Source organism: Nocardia callitridis (assembly GCF_039543305.1).
GTDB lineage: Bacteria > Actinomycetota > Actinomycetes > Mycobacteriales > Mycobacteriaceae > Nocardia > Nocardia callitridis.
Genome location: NZ_BAABJM010000005.1, coordinates 212,539 through 229,097, shown reverse-complemented (window position 1 = coordinate 229,097; position 16,559 = coordinate 212,539). Strand labels below are relative to the sequence as shown.

1 protein-coding gene (running past one end of the window) is annotated in these 16,559 nt (G+C 65.4%); it reads right to left on the bottom strand.

The annotated features are described in order from the left end of the window. Window positions 1-16,559, bottom strand: the beginning of a protein-coding gene (locus ABEA50_RS23525) for an ADP-ribosyltransferase (RefSeq protein ID WP_345497965.1). 31,327 nt of this gene lie to the left of the window's left edge; 16,559 of the gene's 47,886 nt are visible here — the first part of the coding sequence; it begins with the start codon at window positions 16,557-16,559; the stop codon falls past the left edge of the window.

Below are 16,559 nucleotides of genomic sequence, written 5' to 3'. Positions count from 1 at the left end.
TCGGTCTTCTTCGGCTCCGGCTCGGTTTCCTTCGGCGTCTGCTCCTTCGGCGGCACCGCGGGTTTCGCGACGTTCGCACTCTCCGGCGGCGTCTCGGTGGTGCGCAGGACCATGTCACCGGTGACCCACACGGTCCCCTTCGGCCCTCGGACCTCGATCAGGGCGACCGTGCGCAGGCGGTGCCCGTCGGTCGGCACGTTGGTGCGCCAGAGGTTGCGTCGGACGCTGCCGATGCCGCCGCTTCCGCCCTTGTTCTCGGTCTGGCCGCCGATGGGCAGACCGGTGAAGCCCAAGCGATCGTTGCCTTCCGAGTCGAACGGGCCACTGTAGGAGAAAGTCGGGGCGACCGTCGTGCTCTTGCTCTCCGTGGAACTCATGCTGTCGTTGGAGAATTCGAAGCGGTCGATGGCGATGTCTTTGTTGGCGTCCTCGGAGCGCGGCGAGTACAAACTGACCTTGATGTTGGTGCCGTTGATCGTGACGTTCTCGGCGTGCTGCTGTGGGGTTGGCACGGTGTCGGACGGTTCGACATTGAGGAACGGCGCGGTCGACTCGGGCCCCAGGTAAGTCAGCCGGCCGCTCGCGGCGAGCGTGACCAGGCGGTTGTACATGGCCTCGGCCGAGCGGGTGTTGTCGTTGGTCTCCAGCGAGGGATCGACGGCGAGCAGCGCGTCGGCGAGTTGCTGCGAGGAGGCGAATTCGCGGATGTCGAAGGGGTTCTTGGGTACCCAGGGGTCTACCGACAGCAGCTCGCGCACGTCCGAGGGCACATCGTCGGCCGACTCGATGTGGGTGTTCGCTTCCAGGTCGACGTCGCTCGCCTCCCGGCCGGTATCGCGGATCCGCGCGGGACGCAGCTCGCGCGCGGACGGATCGAATCCGAAGATCTGCGGCATGGTGCGCGGGACCTCGGTCGCCGTGGCATCCCCGGCCTTCGGAATCGGCTTGGTATCCGAAACATGGAGGCGCACATGGGAAGTAGCCTTCACGGTGTCGGATTCGGACTTGCCGGGGGGCGGCAACTCCTCGAGCGGCAACCCCTGGGTGACGCCCATCCACTGCCCGCCCATGATCAGGGCGTCGCCTGCCTTGTCGACGAGATAGGCCGACATTGTCTCGGTCATCGGCCGCCAGTCGACCGTGACGCTGTACTCGGTGGGGACATCGAATTGGTACTGGCGGGCGTTGCTGCGCTGCCATGCGCTCAGGTCGCGGGTGGAGTTCTGGACCTCGCTGTGCTCACCGGTCCGCCCGACGGCGAGGGTGCCGGAGGGGCGATGGCGGTTCTCCTGGGCACCCATGGTGAAGCTGAGCTGATTGCCTTTGGCGCGGCTGGTGCCGACGCTCGTCGCGCCGGGTTCGAGCAGGGCGTTGCCGTCGGGGCGGATGTGCCGGTGAACGTTGTCCAGCGCGGCGGTGGTGGGGACCTGCCGACCTTCCAACGTGGCCAGGGTCTGACCGTCGGGCATGTCCTCGTCCCGCTGCGGACGGGAGGTGAACGTGACGCCGACCAGGCGAGGGACGAATCCGGTCCGGTCGACGAAGTGGAACGAGTGATTGCCCTCGGACCCCGCGTTGGCGAGGTTGCGCACGCCGAAACTGGTGGTGTGCTCGTTGATCAGCGGCGCGACACCGGGGTGGTAGTTGGTCGAGCCGACGATCGTCGCGCCGGGCGAAAGCTTCTCCACCAGATTCGTCGCGGTGTTCTCCAGGGCACCTCGACCGTCGTCGAAGATGACCTCGGTGACCGCGCCGAAGGACAGCAGGCCCTTGGCCGTGTCGGGATCGTCGGTGCGTTTACCAACGTACGCGTCGGGGAGCAGGCGAGGCTCAGGCGTGGCCCACGAGCCGTCGGCCTTCTCCAGTGCCGTATCCCGCCCGTCCATGATCAGCTTCTCGCCGCGTGCCTTGGCGTCCTGCCGGAGAAGCTGCACGAACTCGGGGTTGTTTCGCAAGTCGTTGTCGGTCAGCAAGAACTCGAGCCGCTGGGGTGCGTCGACGATGCGGGTGCGGGTGCCGTAGGGCTTGCCGTTGAGGAGGCCGGTGAGGTAATTGCGCAGGCCGACTTTGACGGTGATCGCATAGTGTCCGTCCGCGACGAATCGATACGTGTCGCCGCCGTAATCAGAGGTGACCCGCATGGTGTCGGTGCCGTCTGCGGCGGTGACGTGCTTGCTGGTGGAGTCGTGGCCTTGCCAGCCGCCGCTGGGCCGGATGCTGTGGTCGGACTCCTTGCCGAAGGTCCCGAGCAGGGTGGTGCCCTGGCCGGTGACGCCACCCTGATTGCCGCGTTCGACGGTCACGGTGCGTGCGGTGGTGTTGGTGCCCTCCAGCCAGTGCTCGGTGTCGACCGAAACCGGTGCGAGCGGCTTGATGTTGTCGAGGTAGCCGCGGATGTCGACGCTGTAATCCGTTCCGGCCACGCCGCCGGGGATCTCACTCTCGAACTTGTAGGAGTCGCGGAAGATCAGCGGCGCGAAGGAGGTCGTGTGATGCGGCGAAAGCGCGGTGTGCACGGTCGATCGGACCGAGGACGTGGGGTGCAGCACCGGATCGCCGAAAGCGTTGCGCCAAATCCACTTTCCGGCCCCCGCGACCTTGCCCCATGTCCAGTTGCCGACGTCCGACCAGGACACTGTCGGGCCGTCGTCGGTCGAGAGTACGTCGTCTTCTTCGCGCCAGGCGCCGGGCGGCTTCGGTAGGTCGTCGGGTGTCGTCGCGGGCGGCACAGCCGACGATTCCTCGTGCCGGGGGATGTCGGTGATGTCGACCTCGGTGAGGTCGGTCGGTTCGGTCTCGGTAGCCGTGGTCGCCGTGCGCGTGGCGACCGTGGTCGCCGGATCGTTCGTGTCGGATGGGTCGCGGACGGAGAGTTCGTGTTCCTCCGTCGGTGGGGTGCCCGACCGGAACCACGAATCGATCGCCGTGCGGAAGGGGTTCGTGTTCGGCAGCAATGCGCCGAGGCGCCATCCCGAAGCAGCGTCCTGCTCTTCGACCTCTTGCCGATGGAACGGGAGGGTGTCGTTCGGAATGTGCGGGAACTCGCCGGGGATGCTCCCCTCCGGCAGTTCCCTGGCCTCGGTCGCGGCATCGCGCTCGATATCGCCGATGAGACCGAGCGTGGCCTCCTGGAGTACCTCGCCGACCGAGTGGCCCGCGATGACGGCGGACAGCGGGAGCCTGCCGACACCGTCTTCGATCGAGGTTTTCGCGGCGAGGCCGAGGCGTTCGGTGAACTCGTCGGGTAGCGCGCCCTTGGAATCGTGATCGTCCCGGATACTCGGTTCGACCATGCGCTCGGAATTGGGGGTTTTGGTGGTCAGGTACGTCGGCACGGCCAGGTGGTAGCTGCCCTTACCCTCGATCGGGGCCGGGCCGGAGCCGTGACTGTAGGCGATCTCCACGTAGTAGCGGGTGGGTATGCCGAAGATCTGGAGGCCGGGATCTTCGTCATTGGGCCCCACGCTGAAGGTGTAGTTCTCTTCGGAGTGGTTGTGGTCGCTCTGGACGGTCTTCGAAGTGCCGCCGGTACGCTCGTAGGAGCCGCCGAGGCTGAACAGGCCCGCGCTTTCCTCGCTGTCGAACAGGTTGCTCACGACGGCGCTGGCGCCGAGATCCCATGCGAACGGCGTATTTTCGGACTGCTCCCCGCTCGACAGCGTGATGCCGGTGTAGTTCATCGTTTGGACGTAATGCGTCGTCCAGTCGTGCGTGACGCCCTGGTTCGGATCGCTCTCCGGGTCGTAGCGCCCGTCGTCGGTCGCGTAATCGCGTGCGGCCTTGATGGTGACGGTGATGCGCTCGGTGTCGACCCCCGTGGACTTCTCGAACACGGTGCGGGCGCCACCCTGGAGCATCTCGTCCGCCGTCCCTAGGCGGGTCATCCTTGCCTGGATTTGCGACAGCTTGCGTGCGTTGTCCAGGCGCTGGTTCTTGGTGGAATCCTGCTCGAGGATGTTCGACTTCTCGCTGTCGGGTGCCAGGAAGCCCTTGTCGGACAGGAACGTTCCGATCCCGTCGAAGACTTCCCCCGGCATCTTGACCTGGAGCGGGGTGGTCAGCAATCCGAGCTGTTGCAAGTGCAGCAGGTCGCCGGGTAGGTACCGGGGTTCGGTGTCCCTCGGCCGGTGACCGAGGGCCTCCATCGACGGCACCAGCATGTTGATCGGGTAGCGCTTCCCCGGCTGCCCGTCGTTCGGGGTGCTTTCGGGGTTCGCGGGGTTCGGGGTGTTCTCGGTGTTCGCTTGGGCCGGAGCCAGCGGCGTGCCGGGCTTCGGTTGGATGACAGGACCGTCGGGCTGGACGAATGTGACCCGAATCTCCATCTCGGGTGTCGTATGCAGCAGGGCATACACCAGGCGCAGCGCGCGCGAGGTGTACGCCCTGCCGCCGTAGGTCAGTGAATGACTGTTCTCATGTCGGGCGCCGACTTCGATGGGCCTGAGGTTCGCTCCGATTCCCGCGTATCTGGCGTTCTCGGTTTTCCTGCCTTTGCCGAGGCCGAACGACAGCGAAAGGGAGGCGCCCAGCGCGTTGGAGATCACCGACTTGGCCTGCGTGCGCAGCGCCCGCAGCACGTTGTATTCCAGCCGGGTGGCTTTCGGTGTTGTGGTCGGCCCGGTGAGGGTTTGCCCGCCGTGGAAGTCGGCGATCTCCACGTCGAAGTACCCGAGCGGGGTGCCGGAGGCGGTGTACAGGGTCGAGGACTGTGCCGAGCCGCCGTGCATCATCGGGATGTTGCCGCGGAAGTTGTCGCCGAAGAACTCACGCAGCGCGCTCGCCGAGCTGTGGGACACGCGCTTGATCTGATCCGGGAACGACGCCATCACATCGGCGAAGAGCCGGTCGTGATGTGGGAAATCGAGCGGTCCGTAGAAGGGGAACTGCTCGATGGAGATGGTGTCCTTGTCCTCGACGAATCGCGGCTCCGTGCTGGTGGAGCCCTCGCCTTCGGTGTCAGTGTGCTGCGCGGTGCCGGACGCCACTTCCTTCATGGGTCGATGGAAGGGCGGCGGGATGGTGGCGCTTTTCGCCGGATCGACCTCCGGGATTCCCGTACTTTCATCCAGGTATTTCGGGAACCAGGCCACCAGGTCGTCGGGTGCCGGCTGAGTAATGGGCATCCAGCCCTCGGCCGTCGGCAGGTCCGGCGACAGCACGCCGGCTATACCGTCGTCGTTGAGCCGCATCTCCCACTGCATCTCGTAGTCGTGCGGTACGGCCTCGGGCTGGGTGCTGCGCTTCTTGATGACCGACTGGATGGTCGAGAAGATCGATGCGCCCGTGGACAATTCGTTGTGGGTGGCGTGGAACTGCGGTGTCAGGCCCCAGCTGAGGAACTTGCGGCTGAGTACCTCCCACAGGTGGGTGTAGGACAGTCCCGCCGAGCGCATGTCGTGGCTGCCCGAGGAGTCGCTGAACTCGGAGAAGCCGTAGGTCCACCGCTGGGTGCTCACCGCGGGGCTCTCGCTCGGCCGCGAATTCTCGCGCGCACGCAGTTTCAGGCGAAGGAACACCGGATACGGCTTTCCTTTGTAATCCACGCTCAGGGGCATGCCCGATTCGCTGAGTAGGCGGTAGATCTCCGCGGTGGTCAGTCGGGAGGTCAGCTTCCGTTCGACGGCGGCGCGGAATTCCGCGTCCGGGGCGCCCTCGCGGTTGCTACCGAGGCCGACTGCCTGACGTGCGCGATCGACCCCCGCGGTGATCAGGCCGGGGGAAATGATCCGGTCGACTTCGTCCTTGAATTCCTGCTCGACCCCCAAGGTGTCCATCGCCTCGTGGAAGTCGGCGACGGTCGCCGCCGGAGCGGCCGCGCGGACTTCCTGAACCCATTGCTCCGCCTCGGATTTGCCCGCCCTGGTCTCCACTGCGTGGACGAGGTGACCGCGTAGCCATTCGATCGTTGGCTGCGGAATCGGCATGACATGGATCAGGTCCTCGGCTCCGCGCCGATGGGCACCGAAGTTTTTGACCGGGTCACTCAGCGGACGATTGCCGATCCTGGTCGTCGCGGGCAGTTCGTCAGAGCTCGTGGGCACGAGGAGTGCCGGTGCGCCCTCGGCGTCGTAGAGCACCGCGTGTGTTCCCGCCAGCTCGCGGGGGACTCGCGGTGGGAAGACTCGGGTTTCGGGGTCGGAGGGATCGTGGACGGTGAGGGTGTTGTCTTCGCCGACGCGGAGCAGATATGCGTGTGCGCCGACGCCGTTGGCGTCGGTGTAGTTCCGGTAGTCGTCCGCTACCAGGGCGACCGCACCCGGCCCGAGCGCGGTCAGTTGCGTAGCGACGTCATGGTGGTCGCGGAACTGGCGCAGCGGCGCGCCCGCGTTGTCGGCCAACGCATTTGCGGGGATGCCGTTGATTCCGGCGAGTGATTCGGGTACTTGAGGGCGTGGGCGTCCAGTGAACACCGACAGTTGTTGCAGGGCTGCGACGGCGCAGTTGACCCTGTTCTGCATTGCGGTGTCGGGGGTGTGGGTGGGTTGTTCTGCGCGGGTCAGTATTTCGGCTAGTCGCTGCGCGCTGCTGTTGTCGGTGTGCGGTGTGTCTGTGTGGGTTGGGTGATCGGTGGTGGTGAGTGCGGCGGGGTGGGTGTGTGATCCGTCATGGTCGGGGGTTTGGCGTGTGATCGCGGTTGTCGGTGTGCCGTGGCCTGGTTGTAGGAGTGTGGGTGGGGTGAATTCGGGGCGGGGCTGGGTGAGCGTGGTGGTGTTTTGTTGGCCCTCCAGGGGCGCGCTGCCGTCGGTGTGGGAGGCCGGGCGTTGCGGGTCGGTGGTCGCGCTGCTGGTGGTGGGTGGTTGGGGTGTGATGTCGTGAGTCGGCTGGGTGGAGGGGCCCGCCGTGGCTCGGGGAACGTGTTCTGCACCTGGTGTGGTTTGGTCGTGGGTGGGGGGGAGGATTTCCGCGTTGAGGGTGGTTTCGCCGGTGGTGTCGTCGACGGTGACGGTGGTGATGCGGTAGGGGGTATTGCTGGTGAGGAGGAGTTCGCCTTCGAAGCCGGCGTTGGGTCCGAGCCAGAAGGCGTTGGTGGCGGGTGGGACGACGAACTTCATTTTGTATTCGAAGGGTTCGCCGTGGATGACGATCATGTCGGGTCTGATCGAGGTGGACATGTAGCCGGGCTCGCGTTGCACGGTGCCTTCGAGTAGCCGAGGGTCGCGGTTTCCCAGGGGCTCTCCGTCTCGGGCGCGCATGAAATCGACGGTGTGCACGCCGCGCACGACCTGGATCGGTTCGGTGTTCGGTAGCGGTTGCCCGGTTACCTGGTCGAGTTGTTCGATCCCGTGCTCGACGACGTCGGCGCTCGGTGTCGTGCCGTAGTGGTGGTCGAAATGGAACAGCACGTTTTTCGTGTAGTAATCGGCGTCACGGTTGATCGTTTCCAGGGCCTGGCTCGGGTTTTCTTTTTCGAAAATGGCGCCGAGTGCAAGCCAGGTATCCTGCGCGCGAACCGGATCTTGGATCAACGTGTAAAGCGCGGATTCCCCTCGGTCGTAATAGGGTCGGAGTTTCTCGAGTGAGGGGTCTTCTCGGAGGAATGAGAAGAACAGATCCGCATCCGCGTCGGAATCCGAATCCGAATCGTCGTCGTTGTGTGCTAGTAGTTTTGTCAGTAGTTCATGGCGCTGTTGGTTCTTGTGTTGGTTGTCGAGAGTTGTTTGGTAGTGGTCTCTACCGGCCCGTAGCAGACTGTTGTAGACGCTCGAGTGGGAGTATGCGAGTACTGCGCTTGATTGTAATTTGTCCAGTTTGCCCCAGCGGTTGAGTAGGGCCTCACCGTAGTTTGTGCCTTCTTTTTGGGAATCGAATACTCGTATGCCTCGGTGGTCGAGGTGTCCGATGGGGTGTACTGGTCCGTCGTGATGGTTCCGTAGTTCTGGCCAATATTTCCTGGCGAGTTTTGTTCCGTCCGGCTGTGTCTCCGCAGCGTGGAAATCGTCCCAGATGTGCGCGTATTCGTGTAGTGCTTCCTGTTGTTTCTGGGTGAGTTCTCCGATTTCGGGGAACGCAGCGCGAGCGGCTTCCTCGATCTCTCTTTTGGTTTCTTCCGATGGGCGGTCGAAGTCGTTGAATCCGAGTTCTTGTTTTCGTTCGTCTTGGATCGTCCACAGTTTCGTTTCTTTGGCGAACTCTCGTATGTCGACGTCGTCGTTGCTGTCGCGGTCGACGTCGCTCTGCCACCGCACGGCGAGTGCGGGGGTGGTGCGGAGTACTTCCGCCGCGGTGACGAGATCGTCGTACAGATCCGGTCTTACACGTTTCGCGAATTCCATGGCGGCGTCGGCGGCGTCGGCGCGCGTCTCGTCGATGACATTCTCGACGACCATTCTCTCGGTGCTGAGTTCGAACAGCAACCGTTCTTCACCGTCCGTCAGTTCCCGGCCCGTCGGCTGCTGGGTGTGGTGATTGTCGTCGCCCGTTGGCTGGACCACCGTGTGCGGCGAGGTCGCGTCCTGCGCGATCGGCATTGTCGCGTCGAGTCCACCGGAGGTGGCCGGGGTCGGTGGTGCACCGATCCTGGTGTTCGCGGGTAGGTCACCTGGTTGGGCCGGGACGACGAGTGCCGGCGTGCCCTCGGCGTCGTAGAGCACGGCGTGGGTTCCCGCTAGTTCGCGTGGGATGTGCGGCGGGAAGACCCTGGTATCGGGGTCGGACGAATCGTGGACCGTGACAGAACCGTCCTCGTCCACGCGCAGCAGATACGCGTGTGCGCCAATGCCGTTGGTGTCGGTGTAATTCCGGTATTCGTCGGCCACCATGGCGACCGCACCGGGTCCGAGTGTGGTGAGTTGCTCGGCGATGTCGTTGTGGTCGCGGAACTGTCGCAGCGGTGCGCCCGCCTTGTCCGCCAACATGTCCGCGGGCATCCCGGTGATACCTGCGAGTGATCCGGGAACCTGCGGCTGTGTGCGTCCGGTGAACACGGACAGCTGTCGCAGCGCTACGACGGCGCAATTGACTCCGCCCCACAATGCGGCGGGGTCCTGCGGGATGGTGTATTCGGGCACATCCGGCAGCGGCGGGTATTCGGGCACGCGTTCGCCCGTCTCGCCGTAGGTCGGTAGCTGTTCGCGCGCGCCGGCCACGGCCTCGGCCATCGGGGTTTCGACCGGTCCCGAGGGGCGGTCTCCGTTCTCGGCGATCACCAGATCGGAGATGTTGTGGCCGCGCACCACAATGTCCAGTACCGAGAAGTCCACCTGCTCGAATCGACCGGTGTCGGGCTCGTAGAGACGGAACTCTCCGCTGTTGCCGATGCGTTCCACCGCCAACGATTGGGAACCATCGGAACTCAGCATCCACACTCGTGCGTCGGCCGGTATATCACGCGTCGGCTGAAACGTCGAGGGCATTGTTTCGTGGCGGACATTGCCCTCGCCCAAGCTCAGTTCCGCCCAGCGGATCCACTGGGCCCAGGTCTGGTCCTGGCTGCCCGCGCGCAGACCGGCGATTACGTTGATCGCCGCTTGGCGCTGCCTGGATGACAGTGTCGTGTAGCTGAATTCGCCCTGGCCCTGGGTTTCGCGCAGCAGCCAATGCATCGAAAGCCAACCGCCGAACCGGCCCACCGTATGGCCCGGCATCGTCGCTATGCGGGCTTCGGGGCGGACCCAGAGGTTGCGTTCGTTCGACTCTTCGGTCAGTTGTAGGTAGGGATTGGTCATGAGCCTGTTGTCATGCCACTGCTCCTTCCGCACGGAGATACGTTCGCCGTCGACCATGACGCTCTGCACCGGGCGGTTCAGCCCCTGGAAGATCCGCCCGATCGCGGATCCCGACCTCTGCCGTTCGTACGGCGCCAACGTCGCGGGGAATTCGCGCGCTGTTTCGGCTTGCCGAGTTTGCTGAGGTGGCTGCTTCGCGGGTGGCGGCGTCGAGCCGTCGAACGTCGGGGTGTCGTACTGGTATCGCGCCGAAGTCGAAGGGCCAGCCTCGGTCTGTCCGGGCTGGATCGGGTTGAAATGTTGGGTGGCAAGCGGATTCGAGGGTAAGTGTTCGGAGTGCGGCCTGCTGTTCGTCGCTGGCGAATCCTCCGAGCGGAAGATGGGCGGCGGGGTGGCGCCGGTTCGGCCGCTGTCGGAGCCGAGGTCGGGCGCCACGTCCGAGCGCGGGCTGTTGCTCTGGCCCGAAGGGGAGTCGGATGATTCGAACTCCGGGTCATCGAGCGTGGTTTGGATCGCCGGGAGGCTTTGTCGCGGCTGGAATACGAACGGCCGCGACCCCGGCTGGTCGGTACCAGGGCGCTCGATGGGTGGGGGGGTCTGCTGGGTCGCCGGCGGCGGGTCCGTCCGAATTATGCTACTGCCGTCAGTGTTCGGGGCCGGACGCGCGGGGGTGATGGTGTCGGTGTCCGAATCGTCGGCCAAGTCCGAGGGTGGTCTCGGTGGTGGAACGACGGGCCGCTGCGTGTCGGCGCCGTCCTCGCTCGGGGGTGCGCGAGCCGGGTCCGACTCGGTACGACGCGAATCCAGCAGTTGCTGTTCGACCGCGGCCTTCTGCATGGGCGTAGCGAAGTCGCGCAGGTCGTTCTCCGCCGTATTCAGCGCGGCCCTGGTCTGTTCCAGATTCGCCTCGGTGTCCTCGCTTCGATCGTTCCGGTGCGCCTCGGCGGCTTCCCGATGCTCGTTCGCCGCGTCTTCGTAACGCGTGATGAATGTCTTGACCCGCGCGTTGGGTGCGGTGCTGCGATAGTCCTCCGGCGAGACGTAGTGCACGGCCTCGCCGGGAGTGCCGCCGGTCTCCCAGTCCCCGTTCGGGTTGCCGCTGCGTGCGGCGCGGGTCTCGGCCTGATGGTTCACCCGCTCCGAATAGGCAGGGCCACCACTGATCTTGACCTTCAGACCGCCGTTCTCGATGGCCTCCTTGGACGGGGTGATGTCCACGCCCCTGCCCATCATCTTGTTGCCGAGAATGATCCGGCCCATCTCACCGCCGTTCGCGATGATCTTCTGCATTTCGTCGTTCGCCCGATCCTTACTTCCATGCGAATCGACCCATGCGACATCGAGTTTGTCGAATTTCACCTCCAACCCCCGCCCGGCCGCGGCGTTGTCGAGCGCGTCGGACAGGCGGGCGACATCGGCGTTGTCCATGGCGATGGCCAACTGCGGCGAACCCTTCTGCTCCCATTGCCCGGTCTCCGAATCCCGTACGAACGCGGTGTCGAGGATGTCGTTGGCCATGGCATCGAACTTCTCTTCGCCGGAGGTGAAATGCCGTGCGTCCGGGGTTTCGAGCTGCGACTTGAAGAATCGGTCCACGTGGGCGATCGGCCCCGTTCCGTACTCCGCATGCATCGTGTCCTCGACGCCACGGGGGTTGCCCTCCGATGGGGTGAGCAGGGTGCCAGACATTCCGGTGATGTGATCGAAATGGCCGCCGCTGAAGATCTGCTTTCCGGTGATGCTCAGCGAATGCTCCGAATCCGCCGTGATGGACAGGCTGTTGCTGGCCTCCAGGTATTTGGCGAATCCGTTCCACCGGCTCGAGCTCTGTTTTTCCGGATCGTCCATGACCTGATCGTTGGTCTGCGAGGAGATGATCTTGATCTTGCCGTCGTCGCTGACGTGGTAGTCGGAATTGCGCTCCGGCCCCCACTGCGCCTGTGCCGCGTGCGCGTATTCTTCGGCGTCCGAGTCGCTGATGTGGTCCGTTTCCAGCATGTTCGCCAGCTTGTCTCGGCCCTCGGGGGTCAACCTCGAGTCGAAGATTCCGCGCTTGTCGGGATCCTTTCCGAAGTCCGCCGGACCGAGCACGCCGCGGTCCTCGGCCTCCTGCAGGGTGCTCCAGATCTGCTGGACGCGATGTGAGAACGCCTCGTCGGCCGGACCGGACTTCCCCGGCGACAGGACGTAGTGCGTCTGCTCATCGATGAGCTGGGCGTCGATCTCGTCGATGATCAGGCCCCCGCCGGGGAACGGCTCGAAACGGTCGTCCAGCCCCCGGCTTTCGGCCGCTGCGTCGAGCAGTTGCTTGTACTCGCGCATCGAGGGCGCCTGCTCCAGATCCGCGCGCAGCTGCGTGAGTTCCTCGGTCGACATCCCGTTCTTCTTCAGTTTGTCGACCATCGCCTGCGCCTCTTTGACCGCGCGGAATCCGTAATCCTGGGCGGTGCCGAGGACGATCATTTTGCGACCGTCTTCCCGCTGCGGGAACGGCTGATCCGAATCCAGGTGGTACACGTCGATGCCGAGGCCGTGCTCGCCAGCGACAAGACTCTCGAATTCGTGCTGCATATGGACCACGAGCGGATCGCTGCTGGTCATCACGTGGGCGATGCCGTTGTCCAGCACGGTGCGCGTCGCCAGTGAAATGCCGGTCAGTTCCTTGCCCTCGCCGGTATCCATTTCGACCGGGCCGTGGCGCATCAGGATCTCGGAGGTGAGCTGGGTCCAGCGCAGCACCTTGCCGCCGGGACCGCCGATCTCGCCGCCGGTACCCCGGCGAATCAGCTCGATCTGCGCCGCGCGGGAATCCTTGTCCGACCCGGTGAGGATTTGCTGCTCCAACTCCTCGCCGCTCATCCGCGCCAGCGGACCGGACCGGTCCTTTCCCGCCTGGATGTCGTAGTGCTCCAAAAGTGCCTCGGCCGCCGACTTCGCGGCAGACACCCGCTGCCTTCGCATCAGTGGGAAGGCCTCGTCCTGGCCGATCCGCCCGTCCTGGAACGCTTTCCAGGTGTCCGTGCCCGCCGTCTCGGCATCGGACATGAGCCGGTCCACGGCCGTCTCGACTGTCTGCCGATGATCGTCGGCCGCCTGTTCGTAGACCGACCGCGCCTCGGCGATGCGCGAGTCGTCGCCGGTGGTCTCGGCCGTTTCGAGTGCCCGCCTGGCCTCGTCGACGCTGCCGCCGGAGCGTTCGATGGTCTGCTTCACCTGCTGCTGGTGCTGCTCGGCACCTTCCTGCGCGGTGACCAGGCGTTGATACACCTCAGCGTCGTGCTTCGGCGTCTTGGATTCGGCTGGGATGTCGTTGTGGGACTGGTGATCATCCGGGCTCGGTCGACTCGTTGTCGCCCGATCGGAGGTGCCGGGAACCCGGATATCGGTGATTCTCGAGTCCGAGAGCAGCGAGTCCATGGTCATCGACCTCGGCACCGCTCGTCCCTCGGCATCGGTCAGTCCACCGGATCTGGACCAGACGTACCTGGGGCCGGACCCGTCGCCGAGGACTACGAGACCGTGTGTGTCACTGGCACTCTTGCCGAACGCGGCCTTTGTCATTTCCTGTGGCCGAGCGCCGAGTTCGGTGACCTCGTCCCAGCGTCGACTCGGTGGACCGTCGAACCCGCGACCGTTCGCGGTGGGCAGGACGTCCGGCGGGGCGGGCTCGTCACGTGGCGAAGCTCCGGGAAGGTGCGGCGGGTCCTTTTCGGTGGACGAGCCGATGCGGACGTTGCCGGTGGTTCGGACACCGTCGAGGCCGTAGGTGTTATCGAAGGAGGCGAAGCCGTCCGCGTTGTAGAGCACGGCGGTCACGGTGCTCACGTCGCCGCGATTGTGGAATGCAAGCGGGGTTTCACGGCCGGTCGCAGGATCCCAGACCCAAGGGACATCGTCGCGGACGGTCAGCGTGACGGCATGTGCGCCGACATCGCGACCGGCAGGGCCACGGTAGGTTTCGACGACCGCCGCCTTCGACCCTGCGCCCAGTTCGCGTAGCGACTCGGCGACGGCCTCGTGGTCGGGGAAATGCTGGAGTACCCCGGTGGAGCGGGTCTCGAAGTCGAGTGCTTCCATACCGCGCGGGCCGACCGGCTCCCTTGGTGGAACGATTCGGTAATTGTCCGGGAAGTCAGAAGCCAAGCGCCGCAACACTTGTCGTCCGCAGTCGTTGACGAGGTGCTCACCGGTGACGGCGTCGATGAAGCGCCGCTTGCGGGTGGTGTCGGGGAATTCGTCGTCCCGGTCCGCCCTCGGCGGCTGTTCGGCGGCGTCTTCGGCCGCGCGTTGGTTCGGATCGCGGCGGTCAGCGGCGATTCGCGACTGTGGATCGTCGCTGGATTTACCTGCGCGCGGGCCGTTTTCGTCCTCGATGCCACGGCGCGAGCCGCTGCCGTCCAGCCCCTTCTTCTCGTCGTCTTTTTCGTTGCGGGACCGAAGGTTCGGATTATCGGCCCGGTTGTCGGGGGTCGTCTCGGTGCGCGGCGGCCGATTGTCGCCTTCGGTTCTGGTGCGCGAGGGGTCCTGATTCTGGTCGGCGGCGGGGCGCAGCGCGGTGCTGCTGCCCGATGCGTCCTCGGACGAGTCGGATCGCACGTCGGACTCGTCGGGACTGCGGAACGGACCGTGGCTCTGTGGGTCCGGAGGCGTCGTGACGGTCCGGTTCGTCTCGGAGGGGGTCAGCGATTGGTCGGGGACGCTTTCGACCCTGGCGCGCAGAGGATTTCGGTCGACGGATTCGGCGCCGGGGGTGGCGCGCAGCTGATCGGTTCCGTTGCCGGTGACCTGAGGTCGCAAGGAGCTCTTACTGCCAGCAGCCGATGCGGGGCCCGGCTGGTCCTGGATGCCGCTGCGAATCGGGTTGCTCGGGTTGGCGGTGTCCGCGGCCTTCGGGACCGAGGAATAGACACCCGGTGGTTGGGTCGGTCGCGTCGACGAACCGTCGAGGCCCGACGAGATCGGTGGTCGGACAGGGGTGTCCGTGCCGCGAGGGATGTCCGCAGGGCGGGCCTGGGCGGCCGGCGGGTTCGCGGTGCGGTCCGAGTGCTGGGTCAGAGGGTTGTTCTGCGGGGGACCGTTGCGCTCGCCGGTACCCGAGAGACTGGTGCTCGGGTTTCCGTCTGCGCGCGGTTCGACGGATTCGCGGGGTGGTGGCGACTGCGAAGCCGGAGCGTTCTCGGGGGGCCGGGCGTTGAGCTGGGTTTCGTCGGAGGAGCCGTTGCGGGTGGGGACCTCGCCTTGCGGTCCGTTGTCCGTCCTGTTGTTCGCTACGAGGTTGGTGCTGTGGTCGCCGTTAGGGTTTCGGCTGCCGGGGTCGACATGGGCGGCGGGGCCGTCGTTATTGCCGTTCGGAAAGTCGTTGCGATTGCTTCCGGTGGGCGTGACGTTACCGTTGCTGCCGTTGGGCGTGTTGCCGTTGCTGTTGTTGTCGCTGACGCTGCCGCCGTTGCGGGCGTTCCCATTGTTGTTGTCGCCGTTGCGGATACTCCCGTTGTTCCCGTTGTTGCCGTTGTTGCCGTTGTTGCCGTTGTGGGAACCATTGTTCGAGGTGTTCCCGTTGTTGTTCCCGCCGTTGCGGGTGTTGTCGGTGACATTGCCGCTGTTGCGGATACTGCCGTTGTCGCTGTTGCGGACACTGCTGTTGCCGCCGTTGCCGCCGTTGCGGTTCGCGCCGTTGTTCCCGTTGCGGTTGCCGTTACGTGAGGTCTCGCTCGCGGCGGGCGGCGGGTTGCCGCCATTACCCTGTGCGCGTGACGAATTGCCACTGACCGGCGGCGCGTTGTCGGTATTGCCGAACGCGGTCGGGTGGACGGCCTTGACGTCGTTGAAGCCACCGACGACGTCGGAGCCCCCGTCGCCGCCGCGGGGCGGCGGCGAGCTCCCGTCACTGTAAGACGGTGGCCTCTCGTTCCCGCCGAAGGAGGGCGACACATGATTGCCGCCGCCGAGCTCCGCGGCCGCGAAGAACTGGCCTTGATAGTGCCCCATCACCCCGTGCACGCCACCGACGACACCACCACCGATACCACCGAGCATCGCCGCGGGGATACCGTCCACATCCCACTCGCCGGTCAGCGCGCCGTAGGCCACGATGCCCGCTCCCGCACCGACAAGACCCGCGGGGATACCGGCCCCGATCGCGACCAAACCGGCCTTCCACCAGTTCAATCCACCATGGTTGGCGACCCAGCCCCCCAGATACTTGCCACCGAAATGACCGATCGGCGTGGCCACACCACCCGAGACCCCGCCCACGGCGCCCATGATGGCCGCCTGCTTGAGGTCGAAACCCTTGCTGTGCCCCTCGCCCAGCATGATCCCTTGCGCCAGCGCATCGGCACCGAACCCGATCGCGCCTTGCTGGAGCACCTCGATCCCGGTCAACTTCCACAGCGGCATCGCGGCCAGCTTCTGTGCCCGCGCGGCCAGCGCCCCGGCCAGCTTCGCGGCGATCATGCGCATGATCCCCGCGCCTGCGGCCTCGATGGCCGGCACCGCCCACGCCCCCCACAGGGTGGCCAGCGCGTATGCGATCTCGGCGGCCATGATCGCCAGGGTGATGATGATCTGCAACTTTGCGTACTCGGTCTGCTTCCCGCAGTCGAACACCGAATCCGCGATTTCTTCGAGTCCCTGCACCATCTTCTCCACCGAGTTGTCCCCGGAGAAGAATTGCTCGAATTGGGCGGCCATCTCGTCGGCGCCACTGCCGCTGTAGTTCTGCTTCGCGGTGTCGGTCGCGGTACGCAGGGGCTCGATGATCGCTTTCAACGCCTCGGCGGCATCGGCCCAGTCCTGATTCAGCGCGAAGAGCTTGTCCTCGTCACCCTTCGGCCACGACGCACCGGCAAGATACGACAGCCATTGCAGGCCGGACGGAATCTCGATGCTCAT